Here is a 14596-nt window from a genome sequence, read left to right as displayed (position 1 = left end):
CAGGACGCACCATGAGCAGCATTTACGACTTCGAAGCGCGGCAGATCAACGGCCAGGACATTGCGCTTTCGCAATTCAAGGGCAAAGTCATGCTGATCGTGAACACGGCCAGCAAGTGTGGTTTCACGCCGCAGTTCGGCGGCCTCGAAGAGCTGCACAAGGCCTACACCGGCAAGGGCCTGGTGGTGCTGGGTTTCCCGTGCAACCAGTTCGGCGCCCAGGACCCGGGCGCCGACGGCGAGATTGCCGAGTTCTGCCAGGTCAACTACGGCGTGAGTTTTCCGATGATGGGCAAGATCGACGTCAACGGCCCGGCCGCGCACCCGCTGTACAAGTGGCTGTCGTCCGAAGCACCTGGCCTGCTGGGCAGCAAGGCCATCAAGTGGAATTTCACCAAGTTCCTGGTCGGCAAGGACGGTCAGGTGATCCGGCGTTATGCACCGACCGACAAACCGGCCGACCTGGCGAAAGACGTGGAAACCGCGCTTGCTGCCTGAGAGCGGCTTCAGGCTTTCCCACGGGCTTCGCCTTGCCCGCACGGAGCGCGCGATTGCCTTGGGGAAACTCCGCGACTGCGCAGTCCGAACAGCGGACGCAGCCAGGCGCTGCGGCGCACCAGGGCGGTGATCGGCCAGCATCCCGCCACCGTCAGCAGCAACAGCAGCGCCGGCTCCACGGCCGGTCCCAGTTGCAGCGGTGCCAGCCACCAGATGGCCACGATGACCACCGTCTGGTGCAACACATACCAGGGATAAACCGACTCGTTGGCCCAGGACAGCCAGCGCCGTGGACGGTTGAGCTTCACATGGCCCCAGCCCAGGATCGCCACCAAGGCCGTCCACAGGTATAAATCGGCGATCAGGCGCAACAGCTGGCGCGGCGCAGCCACATCCGCAGGCAGTGCACGCAGACCCATGTACGCCGCCAGCAGCGCCAACGCCGCGCCCAGGGCCGACCAGCGCAAGCGCGCCGCCGCGGCCCACCAGCCTTCGTCCGTACCTATCCACCAACCGTAGAGGAACAAGGTGAAATACACCGCATGCAGCCAGCCGTCGCCGATCAGGTCATGCGTCGGCGGGAAATGCGGCCACAGGGTCAGCGACCAAACCATCAGCGGCAGCGCCGGAACCACCAGCAAGGCCGCGCCGCGCAGCCCGGCAAATGCCCGGCGCAAGCGCTGGCCGGCGGCCGATTGCAAGGCGGGCAACAAAAGGACCAGCACGCTGGTGTAGAGCCACAGGTAAGGCAGGTACCACAGGTGGTTCCAGGTGACACCGAAGTCCGAACCGTCAAACGCATTTTTCGGCCAGGGCCCGCCGACGGCGTACCGCAGCAGAAAGGCGACGAAGCCCGGGGCGATGCTGCCGTTGGCCACACCCTGGGCATAAGCCTGGAAGGGCACAACCACGGCCATGCCAAAAACCAGCGGCAGCAGCAGCCAGCTGCGCTGGCGCCAGAGGGCGCCCGCACCCTGGCCCCGTTGCAGGAAACCCAGGGCCAGGCCCGAAATCAGGAAAACCAGGTCCATGCGCCACAAGTTGAGGGCCCGCATGGGCAGCTGCAGCCACTCGGCCGCATGCGGGCTTTTCAAGTGCCAGTGCCAGTCGGCCACGTAATACATGGCCACGTGGTAGACGATGACCAGGCCAAAGGCCAGGGCACGCAGGGCATCAATGTCGTGACGGCGGTTCATGGTTTTCTCCTGAACGAAAAACAAGTGGCGGCCATTTTTTTGCGCGCGAGGCATCTTCGGGCACCCTCATGGGACAAGTTGCGGGACGTTTGTGACAGGCGGTGGCCACCGGTGACGAAAATCCGGGCAATTCTTCTAGACTGGCGGTATGTCGGACCCTGCAGACCCAACAAAAGCCTTGCTGGCGCGCTACCGGCCCTACCGGCGCGCCGCCGAAATCGGCTTCTGGATCGCCGTGCTGTCTATCCACATGCTGTTCAACAGCATCACGGCCTGGATCGATCTGCGGACCGCGCCTTTTGTCCAACCCCTGGCCTGGGAGCTCTCAAGCAACCTGACCGTGGGGCTGCTCATCCCCGTGCTGATCGCTTTCGAGCGGCGGTTTCCGCTGCGCTGGGACACGCTGGGCCGACACCTGCCCTGGCACCTGGCGGGCACACTGGTGTTTTGCGCCGTGCATGTGCTGGTCATGATGACGCTGCGCAAGGCTGCCTACGCGGCCGTGGGTGCCAGCTACGAGATCGGCAACTGGGCAACCGTGTTCGCCTACGAGTACCTCAAGGACGTGCGCAGCTATGTGCTGATTCTTGGCGCCGTGCTCGGCTACCGCCTGCTGTTGCTGCGCCTGCAGGGCGAAGCACGTGTGCTGGACTCGCCCGAGCCGGCGGCCGGCGCCGAGCCTGCCGGGGCGTCAGCGCGGCCCGAGCGTTTCCTGGTGCGCAAGTTGCGCAAGGAGTTCCTGATTGCCGCAGCAGACATCGAATGGCTGCAGGCCCAGGGCAACTATGTGGGCATCCATGTCAATGGCCACGACTACCTGCTGCGTTCGACCCTGGCGGATTTCCTCGGTCGGCTGGACCCGGCGCGTTTTGTCCAGGTGCACCGGAGCTTCGCCGTCAACCTGGACCGCGTGGCCGAGATCGAACCCCTGGACAGCGGCGACGCCCGCCTGCATATGAAGGACGGCAGCCGGGTGGCCTGCAGCCGGCGCTACCGCAGCGCCCTGGGCGGCGCCTGACTCATGATCAAATCAGCCCTCAGCCCACGCCGGACGGGCGCAAACAGCTATTTATTTTGTAGCAAATCAACCCCGGTCAGCGACTCGTCCAGCACTTCGATCCAGTGCCGCACCGGCGTGGCCGTGCCGCTTTGCAGGTGCGTGATGCAGCCGATGTTGGCCGACACAATCACTTCGGGTGTCATCTCGCCCAGGTTCGCCAGCTTGCGGTCGCGCAGCTGGAAGGCGATCTCCGGGTTCAGAACGGAGTAGGTGCCGGCGGAGCCGCAGCACAGGTGCGCCTCGCAACTGGCGACCTTCACGTCGAAACCCAGGGCGCCCAGATGTTGTTCAACACCGCCGCGCAGCTGCTGGCCGTGTTGCAGGGTGCAGGGTGGATGAAACGCGATCGGTGCGGCGCTGGCGGCCACCCGGCCGCGCAGCGGCGCCACCAGTTCGGGCAGCAGCTCGCTCAGGTCGCGCGTCAGTTCGCTGATACGCGCGGCCTTGGCCGCGTACGCTGCGTCGTCCCGCAAGTGGTAACCGTACTCCTTGACGGTGACACCGCAGCCCGAGGCGTTCATGACGATGGCCTCCACACCCGCCTCCACATGCGGCCACCAGGCGTCGATGTTGCGGCGCATCTCGGCCTTGCCGCCGTCCTGGTCGTTCAGGTGAAACTTCACGGCGCCGCAGCAACCGGCCTTGGCCGCCACCACGGTCTGGATGCCCGCCGCGTCGAGCACACGCGCCGTCGCGGTGTTGATGTTGGGCATCATGGCGGGTTGTACGCAGCCGGCCAGCATCAGCATCTTGCGGGGGTGTTCACGCTGCGGCCAGCGGCCCGCCGGCTGGCGCGCCGGCACCTTGTTTTTCAGCGCCGCGGGCAACAGGCCACGCACGGCCTGGCCGAGTTTCATGGCCGGTGCAAACAGCGGTGACGGCAAGCCTTCTTTCAGCGCCCAGCGCACCACGCTCTCGGAAGCGGGCCGCGGTACCCGCTCATCGACCAGCTTGCGGCCGATGTCGATCAGGTGGCCGTACTGCACGCCGCTGGGGCAGGTGGTCTCGCAGTTGCGGCAGGTCAGGCAGCGGTCCAGGTGCAGCTGGGTCTTGCGCGTCGGCGCCTGGCCTTCGAGCACCTGCTTGATCAGGTAGATGCGCCCGCGCGGGCCGTCGAGTTCGTCGCCGAGAAGCTGGTAGGTCGGGCAGGTGGCGGTGCAAAAACCGCAGTGCACACATTTGCGCAAAATCGCTTCGGCCGCCTGGCCGTCGGCGGTGTTCTTGAATTCGGGGGCGAGGTGGGTTTGCATCAAGTCTCCGACGGGCCGCCCCTAGGGGACTTGCGCCCCCTCGGGGGGCAGTGAAACGGCGCAGCCGCGAACGTGGGGGTCAACATCAGAAGTCCGGGTAGAGGCGGCCGCGGTTGAAAATCCCGGCGGGATCGAATTCTTTCTTGAGTTGCCGGTGAATCCGGTCCAGCGGCGGTTTCAAGGGATCAAATCGGCCCTCAGCCCTTTCAGCATGGGCGCCACCAGCTATAAAAAGCGTAGCGGTTCCGCCAACGACCGCGACGGCATTGCGCAGGCGCTGCGCCTCACCGGCCGCGGCCCGCACCCAGCGCTGCGCGCCGTGCCATTCGACCAGCGGCGGCTCGGGCAGGTCCAGCACCGGCGCGGTCTGCGGCACCGACAGGCGCCACAGGTCGCGTTCGCCGCGCGCCAGAAACCAGGGCAGTTGCTGGTCGCGGCACAAGGTCCAGTCGGGCGCCGTCGTGGCTTGGTCCTGGCGTTCGCCGCCCAGTGTTTTGCAGGCGGCCTCGACCGCTGCGACGGCACCGCGCAAACGCAGGTACAGGGTGGGTGCGCCGGCGTCGTCGACCCAGCAGCTGGCGTTGAGCGGCAGCGGCTGCCCGCCCCAGCGACTCAACTTTGCCAAGGCCTCTGACTGGCCCATTCCGAATTTCAGCGTGGCTTCGGCCGGCGCTACCGGCAACACCTTGAGACTGATGTCCGTGAGCAGCCCCAGCGTGCCCATGGCGCCCGCCATCAGCCGGGAGACGTCGTAACCCGCCACGTTTTTCATGACCTGGCCGCCAAAGGTCAGCAACTCGCCCTTGCCATTGAGCAGGGTGACGCCCAGCACATAGTCGCGCACGGCACCCACGCTGGCGCGCGCCGGCCCGCTCAGGCCGGCAGCAACCATGCCCCCCACTGTTGCGCCCGGCCCGAAGTGGGGCGGCTCGAAAGGCAGGCACTGGCCGCGTTCCGCCAGCACCGCCTCGAGCTCGGCCAGCGGTGTGCCGGCCCGCGCGGTGACCACCAGTTCGGTGGGCTCGTAGCTGGTGATGCCCGCCAGCGGCGTGACATCCAGCACCTCGCCTTGCAGCGTCTGGCCGTAGAAGTCCTTGCTGCCACCGCCGCGTATGCGCAGCGGCGTGCCGCTGGCTGCTGCGGCCCGCACCCGGGTCATGATCAATTGAAGCGCTGAGTCCATGTTCCTGATGGTAAAGGGGCGCCGGCCGGCCGGGTTTGATATTTTTGAACGGCAGCTGTTCGCTTTTTTGGGATTCAGCCCGGGTCCGCGAAAAAATGAACGGGCAGACCGGGCACATCGACACGCATGGAAAACACGCAACCGGACTGCGGCAGCGCTTCGAGCTCTGCGGCCGGTCGCCCATGACGCGCCGTGGTCAGGTACAGCGTCTGCAGATCGTCGCCGCCAAAACACACCATGGTCGGACACACCACGGGGGTGGGGATGTCGGCCAGCAGTTCGCCGCCCGGCGACAGCTTGAGCACGCGCCCGCCCTCGTACATGGCCACCCAGTAGTTGCCTTCGCTGTCCACCGCTGCGCCGTCAGGCCGGCCGCCATAACCCGGCATGCCGACCTGCCAACCGGGCGGCTTGGACGGGAACTGCCGGAACACGCGCTGCCGGGCCAGGGTGTTGCCGGCGGCGTCCCAGTCCCAGGCATGGATGACATGGCCAGTCGTGTCGGCCCAGTACAGGGTCCGGCTGTCAGCCGACCAGGCCAGGCCATTGCCCACGGTCGCGTCGCCGGCCATGCGCACCAGCGCCGGTGTGTGGCCCGCCCGGCCGTCCAGGCAATACAGCGCCGCCCTGCGCGCATCGCGCGGCTCGTAAATGGTGCCGGCCCAGAAGCGCCCCAGCGGGTCACATTTGCCGTCGTTGAAGCGGGTGGTTTGCGGGTCGTGCGCGGCCCCGGCGAGTTTTTCCAGCGCGCCACCCCAGGTCCGCGCCCGGTAGATGCCGTCGCGCAACGCGATCACGAGCCCGCCGCTGCGCGCCGGTGCGATGCAGCCGGGCTCCAGCTCATGCGGCGGCGCCATGGCCCAACTTTCCACCGTGCCCATGAACACATTGCTGCGCTTGATTTGTTTACCCGCGATATCGACCCAGTAAAGCAGCTGCTCGTCGGGGTGCCAGAACGGCGATTCGCCCAGTTCGCTGGGCTGCGCCACCGTGGTCGTCCAGCTCATGGGGCGGGCTCCACCTGGATGCTCATGTGGGCACTCATCGATTCGCCCGGTGCCAGCACCTGGATGCCCAGCTCATCGGCCTGGCCCGCGCCGGCCTGTAGCAGGTTGACTGCATTGTTGACATGGCTGACCGGCTCGATCGCGACAAAATCCCGCTGGGGGTTGGTAAACACCACCAGGCGGCCCAGGTTGGACGCAATGCGGGTGTGCATTTTTTCGTCGCGCAGATGCACCACGCCGTTCCAGCCGTCAAAGCAGTGGTCCACATCGAGTGCGGCGCAGTCCCCATCGAGCCCGTGCGCGGGCTGGCGGTGCGTCGGCAGTTTTTCCTCGTTCATCTCCCAGCGCCCGATCGCTTCAAACGCGATGTGGCTGCGGCTGCGCTTGACGAAGTAGGGGTGCCAGCCGAGACCGGCCGGCGCCGGCATGGCCGACTGGTTGGTCATGCTCAGCGTGAGTTCGAGGGTGTTGCCACTGAGGCGGAAAGTCTGCGAAGCGTCAAAGGCAAACGGCCAGGAGGCGTCGGCGCTGTGTTCGAAGGCCAGCATCAGGAGCTGATCGTCCTGGTCGAGCACCTGCCAGGGCCGCTGCCAGCCCAGACCATGGATGGCGTGCGGTTCAGGCCCGTTGTTCTGCACCAGCGGATGGCTGGTGCCTTGCCACTTCAGCGTGGCATGCCCGACACGGTTGGAAAACGGCACCAGCGGATAACTGCCGGCCAGGCGCACCGACATCAGCTCGCTGGCGGGCGTCGAGCGCAGCACAGGCAGGTCGCCCAGCCAGAGGCCGGTGATGCAACCGCCCAGGTCGGGCTTGATGTCGCAGCGCAGGCTGGCGCTGGACAAGGTGATGGGCTCGGTCATGGGCAAGTCTCCTGCCGACATTGTGCACCGGGGGACAGACAGCCCTGGACAAAAAAAAGCCCGCCAGAACCGAAGTTCTTGCGGGCTCAACATCCAAAGGAGACTCTCGCTATTTATCCCAAATTCATTGAAGCTGCCGTGGCCACCCGGAGGCGGCCACGGCTTGTGCCGGTCAGCGGCTGTAAGCGGTTTCGCCGTGCGACGTGATGTCGAGGCCTTCGCGCTCGTCTTCTTCACTGACACGCAGACCGATGGTCAGGTCCACCACCTTGTAGGCGATGAAGGAAACCACACCGGACCAGACCACCGTGATCAACACGGCCTTGAGCTGGATCCAGACCTGGGCAACGATGGAGTAATCCGCCGCCGTCACCATGGTGGCCGTGACCCAGTCCGCCACGTAGCCGGGGCCACCCAGGCTTGGCGAGTTGAACACGCCGGTCAGCAGGGCGCCGAGGATACCGCCGATGCCGTGCACGCCGAACACGTCGAGCGAGTCGTCCGCACCCAGCATTTTCTTCAGGCCATTGACACCCCAGAGGCAGGCAAAGCCAGCCACCAGGCCAATGATCAGGCCGCCGCCGATGCCGACATTGCCGGCGGCCGGCGTGATCGCCACCAGGCCTGCAACCGCACCGGAAGCTGCACCCAGCATCGACGCCTTGCCGCGCATCAGCGCTTCTCCGACACACCAGGCCAGCACCGCGGCTGCCGTGGCACCCAGGGTGTTGATGAAGGCCAGGGCGGCGAAGCCGTTGGCTTCCAGGGCGGAGCCGGCGTTGAAACCGAACCAGCCGACCCACAGCAGGGCGGATCCGACCATGGTCAGCGTCAGGCTGTGAGGTGCCATGGCTTCCTTGCCGTAACCGATGCGTTTGCCCACCATGTAGGCGCCGACCAGACCGGCCACAGCGGCGTTGATGTGCACGACGGTACCGCCGGCGAAATCAAGCGCACCCGATTGCCAGATGTAACCGGCTTTGGAGGTCATCTCGTCAACGACTTCCTTGGCGGTGTAGGCATCAGGACCCATCCAGAACCAGACCATGTGGGCCATGGGCGCATAGCTGAAGGTGAACCAGATGACCATGAACATCAGCACGGCGGAGAACTTCATGCGTTCGGCAAAGGCGCCGACGATCAGTGCGCAGGTGATGCCGGCAAAGGTGGCCTGGAAGGCTGCGAAGATGATTTCAGGAATCACAACACCTTTGCTGAAAGTTGCGCCGTTGGCGAAAGTACCGGCAACGTTGTCCCAGACACCCTTCATGAACAAGCGGTCGAAGCCGCCGAAGAAGGCGTTGCCCTCGGTGAAGGCCAGGCTGTAGCCGTAGATGAACCAGAGCACCACGATCATCGAGAAGGTGACCATGACCTGCATGAGTACCGACAGCATGTTCTTGGAGCGGACCAGGCCGCCATAGAACAGGGCCAGGCCGGGAATGGTCATCAGGATCACCAGCATGGTCGACACCATCATCCAGGCGGTATCGCCCTTGTTGGGGACGGCGGCAGGTGCAGCAGGAGCGGCAGGCGCCGCTGCTTCGGCCGCAGCTGGTGCAGCCATCGCTGCAGGAGCAGCAGCGGGAGCGGCCGCCGGTGCAGCGGCTTCAGACGCCGCGGGGGCAGCCGCCGGCGCCTGCGCCAGCACGGCGGCGCCGGAAGTCAGCAGACTCAGTCCCAGAGCCAGGGAGGCAAGTAGTTTTTTCATGTCTATTTCTCTTTTTAGGGTTGAGGCTTAGAGCGCTTCCTTGCCGGTTTCACCGGTGCGGATACGCACGACCTGCTCGAGGTTGTAGACGAAGACCTTGCCGTCACCGATCTTGCCGGTACGGGCTGCGCCCTCGACGGCTTCGATGACGCGGTCCACCAGCTCGTCAGACACCGCTGCCTCGATCTTGACCTTGGGCAGAAAGTCCACCACGTATTCAGCGCCGCGGTACAGCTCCGTGTGGCCTTTCTGGCGGCCGAAGCCCTTGACCTCGGTCACGGTGATGCCCTGCACACCAATACCGGACAGCGCCTCGCGCACTTCGTCCAGCTTGAACGGTTTGATAATGGCCGTTACGAGTTTCATGAGTTCTCCTTTGCCTCAGCTTCCAAGCTGTGTTATTTCAGAAACTTTTCTTGATGGACAGGACCAGGCCATCCTTGGCAAGGTCACGGGTACCTGAACCAGGCAGGGTGTAGGCGCCGCCCAGGCCGTTGGTGCCGACCACAGCCAGACTCACCACCAGACCGTCGATGTCCTTGTTGACGGCCACCGAGTAGTCCGTGTAGGAGTTGCCGTTCTTGATTTTCTGCGCGCCGACGTGCGGCACGATGGACCAGCCGGAGCCCAGGTCAAAGTTGGCGCTGAGGTCGAGGTAGCCGCTGTTCTTGCTGTTGGCCGTGCCAAACAGGTTGGTCGTGGCGCGCGAGTACTTGGCGGTGACGATGCCGAAAGTGAGCGCGCCGTACAGCTCGAAGGTGTTGGGACTCACGAAACCAGCAGTCTTTTTCAGGTTATTGCCGGCATACCAGTAGTAGAGGCCGCCAACGTCATACCCCACGCTTTCGGACAAAGCACCTTTGTAGCCGCCGTAGACGTCGATCTCGATCGGACCCTTGGTGGTGTTGGGGTTGGCGGTAGAGTCTTTCAGCCAGGTGATGGTCGAAGCCCAGGTACCGAGGTAAAAGCCGCTGGAGTGCGCATAGTCGATGCCGCCATTGAGCGCTGGTTTTTTGCCGGACTGCGAAATGCCGCGGTAGCGGTAGTCGGTGGTGGCGCCGACGTTGTAGGACAGGGTGTAGTCCGGCGCAGGGGCTGCGGTCTGGGCAAAGGCCGAACCTGCCAGGGCAAGTACCATCACCAGCATTGATTTTTTGGCGGCTGATTTCATTGAAGGCTCCATGGATAGTTAAAAAGGGAATGTGGCGCGTTGAACACTTAGCATGGAGCGTGCCAAATTTTGTAGGCCTGAGGCCCCTTCGTCGTCGTCAGCAAGGGCTGACACGTTAACTTGAACTGGAATAAATACAAGATTCGCACCGATCAAGTGCATCAGCGTATGCTCTTTTTTGGTGCATGAGGGAGAAATCGACAAATGAGCTTATCTTTAGTGCAGAGCCGCGCCTTGCTGGGCATGCAGGCGCACCCGGTGTGCGTCGAAGTGCATCTGGCCAACGGCCTGCCCAGCTTCACGCTGGTGGGCCTAGCGGAGACAGAGGTCAAGGAAGCGCGTGAGCGGGTGAGGTCTGCCATCCAGAACACCGGCCTGGAGTTTCCCGGCAACAAGCGCATCACCGTGAATCTGGCGCCGGCCGACCTGCCCAAGGACTCCGGGCGCTTTGATTTGCCGATTGCGCTGGGCATTCTGGCGGCCAGCGGCCAGCTCGACACCACCAAGCTCGCGGGCTACGAATTTGCCGGCGAGTTGTCGCTGGGCGGAGAACTGCGCCCCATACGCGGCGCCCTGGCCATGAGCCTGGCCCTGCCGGGCCGGGACGCCGGCCAGGCCCGGCCCCGGCTGGTGCTGCCGGGCGGCAGCGCCGAGGAAGCGGCGCTGGTGCCGGATGCCGAGGTTTACCGGGCCCACCACCTGCTCGACGTGGTCAGGCAATTTCTGCCAGGCGACATGATTCCTGAGGACACACAAGGCTGGGTCCGGCTCCAGCCCAGCGCACCGCAGGACGCCACCCCCTACCCGGACCTGTCCGACGTCAAGGGCCAGGCGGCGGCCAAACGCGCCCTGGAGATTGCCGCCGCCGGCGGCCACAGCCTGCTCATGGTGGGCGCGCCAGGTTCGGGCAAGTCCATGCTGGCACAGCGTTTTGCCGGCCTGCTGCCGGCCATGAGCACGGCCGAGGCGCTCGAAAGCGCGGCGGTTGCCTCGCTCGGCGGCCGCTTTTCGCTGGACAACTGGGCGGTCCGCCCCACCGCCGCTCCGCACCATACCGCCAGCGCCGTGGCCCTGGTCGGCGGCGGCTCGCCGCCCCGGCCCGGTGAAATTTCACTCGCGCACCACGGCGTTTTGTTCCTCGATGAACTCCCCGAATTCCCGCGTGCGGCGCTGGAAGCCCTGCGCGAACCGCTGGAGTCGGGCACCATCACGATCTCGCGCGCCGCGCAGCGCGCCGAGTTTCCGGCGCGCTTCCAACTGATCGCTGCCATGAACCCCTGCCCCTGCGGCTACCTCGGCTCCAGCCTGCGTGCCTGTCGCTGCTCGCCGGATCAGGTCTCGCGTTACCAGGGCAAACTCAGCGGCCCCCTGCTGGACCGGATTGACCTGCATGTGGAAGTCGGGGCGCTGGCCGCCGAGGAACTGCTGGGGGCCGCCCCGGGCGAAAGCACGGCCAGCATCCGGCAACGGGTGGTGGCGGCGCGTGAACGCGCCACGGTGCGCCAGGGCAGCAGCAACCAGGCGTTGCAGGGCAAGGCCATTGATGCGCAATGCCAGCTCGACGACGCGGCGGCGAAATTCCTGAACACCGCGGCCGCGCGCCTGGGCTGGTCGGGCCGCAGCATCCACCGCTGCCTGAAAGTGGCACGCACCATCGCCGACCTGGCCGGTGCGCAGGCGGTGCAGGTCACGCACGTGGCCGAGGCGGTGCAGTACCGGCGGGCGCTCAAACCAAATTAAGGCCCCCACGGTCGCTCACTGCGTGTAGCTCCCGCCCCCCGAGGGGGCCGCTGCGCCTGCGGCCCCTGCTTGAAGGGAGCGCCTCGCGGCCGTTCAAAGGTTCGGGGCCAGCAGCCGCTGCAGGTCTTCGGCCTTTTCGCCGCGACGCTTCGCCAGGTCCTGCAACTGGTCGTCGCCGATCTTGCCGACATTGAAGTACACGCTTTGCGGATGGCTCAGGTAGAAGCCGCTGACGCTGGCGGCCGGTGTCATGGCCAGGCTTTCGGTGAGGGCCATGCCGATGTCGGCGGCCTGCAGCAGCTCGAACATGTCCTTCTTGACGCTGTGGTCCGGACAGGCCGGGTAGCCCGGCGCCGGGCGTATGCCCTGGTACTTCTCGGCAATCATGTCCTCGGTGCTCAGCGTTTCGCCAACGGCGTAACCCCACAAATCCTCGCGCACCCGTTTGTGCATGGCCTCGGCAAAGGCCTCGGCCAGCCGGTCGGCCAGCGACTTGAGCATGATGGACGAGTAGTCGTCGTGGTCGTCGTTGAAGTACTTTTCCTTCTTCTCGGCGCCCAGGCCGGCCGTCACGGCAAACAGGCCGATGTAGTCAGGCAGCATGAAGGTGTTGTGGCCCTCGGCGCCCGCATGTCCGGCGCGCTGGGCCTTGGTTTCGGCTGACAACACTTTCGGCGCCACAAAATCAGCCAGGCAGCGGCTGGGCCGCATCACGCCGTCGAGCGCGGTTTTTTCGGCCTGCTGGCGCAGGCCGTACCAGGTCATGGCCACCGCGCTGCGCGACTCATCCGTGTAGATCTCGATGTCGTCACCGACGCTGTTGGCCGGGTACAGACCGATGACGCCGCTGGCCGTGAGCCAGCGGCCCTCGATCAGGCGCTTGAGCATGCGCTGGGCATCGGCATACACGCGCACGGCCTCGCTACCGACCACCTCGTCTTTCAGGATGGCCGGAAACGGGCCGGCCAGGTCCCACGTCTGGAACAAGGGGCCCCAGTCGATGTAGTTCGCCAGTTCGGCCAGATCGAAATTCTTGAACACGCGACGGCCGATGAATTTCGGTCTGGGCGGCGTGTAGTGTGCCCAGTCAATCGGTGTTGCATTGGCGCGGGCCTTGGCCAGCGGCCACATGGGTGTCTGCTTCTTGTTGGCGTGCTGGGTGCGCACCTTGTCATAGTCGGTATTGAGCTCGGCTATGTATTTGGCTGCCTGGTCAGAAAGCAGGCTTTGCGCCACGCTGACACTGCGCGACGCGTCGGGCACATACACCACCGGGCCTTCATAGTGCGGCGAAATCTTGACCGCCGTGTGCACCCGGCTGGTGGTGGCGCCGCCAATCATCAGCGGAATTTTCTTGATGCGGAAGTGGTCGTCCTTCTGCATCTCGCCGGCCACGTACTGCATTTCCTCGAGGCTGGGCGTGATCAGGCCGGACAGGCCGACGATGTCCGCGCCCTCGACCTTGGCGCGCGCCAGGATTTCGTGGCAGGGCACCATCACACCCATGTTGACCACGTCGAAGTTGTTGCACTGAAGCACGACCGTAACGATGTTCTTGCCGATGTCGTGCACGTCGCCCTTGACGGTGGCGATGATGATCTTGCCCTTGGTCTTGACGTCGCCGCCGGCGGCTTCCAGCAGCAGCTTTTCGGCCTCAATGTAGGGCAGCAAATGCGCCACGGCCTGCTTCATCACCCGTGCGCTTTTCACCACCTGCGGCAGGAACATCTTGCCCTGGCCGAACAGGTCGCCGACCACGTTCATCCCGTCCATCAACGGGCCTTCGATCACATGCAGCGGCCGCCCGCCCTCGGCCTTGATCGCCTGCCAGACCTCTTCGGTATCCGTCACGATGTGTTCGTTCATGCCGTGCACCAGCGCGTGCGACAGGCGCTGGCGCACCGGCAACGCGCGCCACTCATTGCGCTTGCTGTCATCCTTGGCGCCGCTTCTGGCGCTCTCGGCGACCTCGATCAGGCGTTCGCTCGGCGAGACTTCAGGCTCGCCCGGCTTGTAGACCGGTGCGCGGTTCAGCACCACATCCTCGACGCGTTCACGCAAGGTCGGCTCGAGGTCGTCGTAGACGCCGACCATGCCAGCGTTGACGATGCCCATGTCCATGCCGGCCTGGATCGCGTGGTACAGGAACACCGTGTGAATCGCCTCACGCACCGGGTCGTTGCCGCGAAAGCTGAAGGACACATTCGACACGCCGCCCGACACCTTGGCACCGGGCAGGTTCTGCTTGATCCAGCGCGTGGCGTTGATGAAGTCCACCGCGTAGTTGTTGTGTTCCTCGATGCCGGTGGCAATCGCAAAGATGTTGGGGTCGAAAATGATGTCTTCGGGCGGAAAGTCCAGCTCGTCAACCAGCACGCGGTAGGCGCGCTCGCAGATTTCGATCTTGCGTTCGTAGGTATCAGCCTGGCCCTGTTCGTCGAAGGCCATGACCACGGCGGCGGCGCCATAACGCTTGAGCAGCTTGGCCTGGTGTTTGAAGGGCTCGAGACCTTCCTTCATGGAAATCGAGTTGACGATGCCCTTGCCCTGGATGCAGCGCAGGCCGGCTTCGATCACGCTCCACTTGGAGCTGTCGATCATGATGGGCACACGTGCGATGTCGGGTTCGCTGGCAATCAGGTTCAGGAAACGCACCATGGCGGCCTGGCTGTCGAGCATGGCCTCGTCCATGTTGATGTCAATGATCTGCGCGCCGTTTTCGACCTGCTGGCGGGCCACGACGAGTGCCTGCTCGTACTCGCCATTGAGGATCATGCGCGCAAAGGCCTTGGAGCCGGTCACATTGGTACGTTCGCCGATGTTGACGAACAGGCTGCCCGCGCCGATGGCGACCGGCTCCAGGCCGGACAGTTTCATGGGGGGAACTTGGATTTCGGACATTCACTCACCTTGGCTAT

The 14596-nt window shown here is 64.9% G+C and carries 12 protein-coding genes; 3 read left to right on the top strand and 9 right to left on the bottom strand.

What is annotated here, in order from left to right:
* The first annotated feature begins 11 nt into the window (after positions 1–11).
* Positions 12–497, top strand: coding sequence for a glutathione peroxidase (locus PSV40_RS08185; RefSeq protein ID WP_300536400.1), 486 nt, complete (start codon positions 12–14; stop codon positions 495–497).
* Between the two features lie 8 nt (positions 498–505).
* Here PSV40_RS08185 and PSV40_RS08180 read toward each other — a convergent pair whose 3' ends face one another.
* Positions 506–1693, bottom strand: coding sequence for an acyltransferase (locus PSV40_RS08180; RefSeq protein WP_300536399.1), 1188 nt, complete (start codon positions 1691–1693; stop codon positions 506–508).
* A 148-nt stretch (positions 1694–1841) separates the two neighbouring features.
* Between PSV40_RS08180 and PSV40_RS08175 the strand changes: the two genes are divergently transcribed.
* On the top strand, positions 1842–2711 hold the full coding sequence (locus tag PSV40_RS08175) for a LytTR family DNA-binding domain-containing protein (protein WP_300536397.1): 870 nt from the start codon (positions 1842–1844) through the stop codon (positions 2709–2711).
* Positions 2712–2758: 47 nt separating this feature from the next.
* Here the strand turns inward: PSV40_RS08175 and glcF are convergent, their stop codons facing one another.
* From glcF to PSV40_RS08140, 7 genes are all read right to left on the bottom strand, one after another.
* On the bottom strand, positions 2759–4003 hold the full coding sequence (gene glcF, locus PSV40_RS08170) for a glycolate oxidase subunit GlcF (protein WP_300536395.1): 1245 nt from the start codon (positions 4001–4003) through the stop codon (positions 2759–2761).
* Between the two features lie 85 nt (positions 4004–4088).
* Positions 4089–5186, bottom strand: coding sequence for a glycolate oxidase subunit GlcE (gene glcE, locus PSV40_RS08165; protein WP_300536393.1), 1098 nt, complete (start codon positions 5184–5186; stop codon positions 4089–4091).
* Between the two features lie 74 nt (positions 5187–5260).
* On the bottom strand, positions 5261–6193 hold the full coding sequence (locus PSV40_RS08160) for an SMP-30/gluconolactonase/LRE family protein (RefSeq protein ID WP_300536391.1): 933 nt from the start codon (positions 6191–6193) through the stop codon (positions 5261–5263).
* A complete protein-coding gene (locus tag PSV40_RS08155) occupies positions 6190–7056 on the bottom strand; it encodes an aldose 1-epimerase (RefSeq protein WP_300536389.1) in 867 nt (288 codons plus the stop codon). The genes PSV40_RS08160 and PSV40_RS08155 overlap by 4 nt, the downstream gene beginning before the upstream one ends.
* A gap of 172 nt (positions 7057–7228) precedes the next feature.
* Positions 7229–8767 carry an ammonium transporter gene (gene amt, locus PSV40_RS08150; RefSeq protein WP_300536387.1) on the bottom strand — a complete coding sequence of 513 codons (1539 nt, stop codon included), beginning with the start codon at positions 8765–8767 and terminating at the stop codon, positions 7229–7231.
* Positions 8768–8794: 27 nt separating this feature from the next.
* On the bottom strand, positions 8795–9133 hold the full coding sequence (glnK, locus tag PSV40_RS08145) for a P-II family nitrogen regulator (protein ID WP_077591625.1): 339 nt from the start codon (positions 9131–9133) through the stop codon (positions 8795–8797).
* 37 nt (positions 9134–9170) lie between these two features.
* Positions 9171–9938: a TorF family putative porin gene (locus PSV40_RS08140; protein WP_300536385.1), complete on the bottom strand. Its 768-nt coding sequence runs from the start codon at positions 9936–9938 to the stop codon at positions 9171–9173.
* A gap of 204 nt (positions 9939–10142) precedes the next feature.
* On the opposite strand from PSV40_RS08140, the gene PSV40_RS08135 reads away from it, so the two are divergent.
* Positions 10143–11678 carry a YifB family Mg chelatase-like AAA ATPase gene (locus tag PSV40_RS08135; protein WP_300536384.1) on the top strand — a complete coding sequence of 512 codons (1536 nt, stop codon included), beginning with the start codon at positions 10143–10145 and terminating at the stop codon, positions 11676–11678.
* A 93-nt stretch (positions 11679–11771) separates the two neighbouring features.
* Here the strand turns inward: PSV40_RS08135 and metH are convergent, their stop codons facing one another.
* Complete coding sequence (gene metH, locus PSV40_RS08130) at positions 11772–14579, bottom strand: methionine synthase (protein WP_300536382.1); 2808 nt, start codon at positions 14577–14579, stop codon at positions 11772–11774.
* Positions 14580–14596: the final 17 nt, after the last annotated feature.

Origin of the sequence: Polaromonas sp. (assembly GCF_029945925.1) — a bacterium.
GTDB lineage: Bacteria > Pseudomonadota > Gammaproteobacteria > Burkholderiales > Burkholderiaceae_C > Polaromonas.
The sequence above is the reverse complement of the archived record's forward strand: the minus strand, read 5'-3'. Positions and strand labels throughout refer to the sequence as shown.

Excerpts from the sequence above, each read along its gene's own strand:
- PSV40_RS08185 (WP_300536400.1), top strand. The coding sequence starts at position 12 with ATGAGCAGCATTTACGACTTCGAAGCGCGGCAGATCAACGGCCAGGAC.
- PSV40_RS08180 (WP_300536399.1), bottom strand. The coding sequence starts at position 1,693 with ATGAACCGCCGTCACGACATTGATGCCCTGCGTGCCCTGGCCTTTGGC.
- PSV40_RS08175 (WP_300536397.1), top strand. The coding sequence starts at position 1,842 with ATGTCGGACCCTGCAGACCCAACAAAAGCCTTGCTGGCGCGCTACCGG.
- glcF (WP_300536395.1), bottom strand. The coding sequence starts at position 4,003 with ATGCAAACCCACCTCGCCCCCGAATTCAAGAACACCGCCGACGGCCAG.
- glcE (WP_300536393.1), bottom strand. The coding sequence starts at position 5,186 with ATGGACTCAGCGCTTCAATTGATCATGACCCGGGTGCGGGCCGCAGCA.
- PSV40_RS08160 (WP_300536391.1), bottom strand. The coding sequence starts at position 6,193 with ATGAGCTGGACGACCACGGTGGCGCAGCCCAGCGAACTGGGCGAATCG.
- PSV40_RS08155 (WP_300536389.1), bottom strand. The coding sequence starts at position 7,056 with ATGACCGAGCCCATCACCTTGTCCAGCGCCAGCCTGCGCTGCGACATC.
- amt (WP_300536387.1), bottom strand. The coding sequence starts at position 8,767 with ATGAAAAAACTACTTGCCTCCCTGGCTCTGGGACTGAGTCTGCTGACT.
- glnK (WP_077591625.1), bottom strand. The coding sequence starts at position 9,133 with ATGAAACTCGTAACGGCCATTATCAAACCGTTCAAGCTGGACGAAGTG.
- PSV40_RS08140 (WP_300536385.1), bottom strand. The coding sequence starts at position 9,938 with ATGAAATCAGCCGCCAAAAAATCAATGCTGGTGATGGTACTTGCCCTG.
- PSV40_RS08135 (WP_300536384.1), top strand. The coding sequence starts at position 10,143 with ATGAGCTTATCTTTAGTGCAGAGCCGCGCCTTGCTGGGCATGCAGGCG.
- metH (WP_300536382.1), bottom strand. The coding sequence starts at position 14,579 with ATGTCCGAAATCCAAGTTCCCCCCATGAAACTGTCCGGCCTGGAGCCG.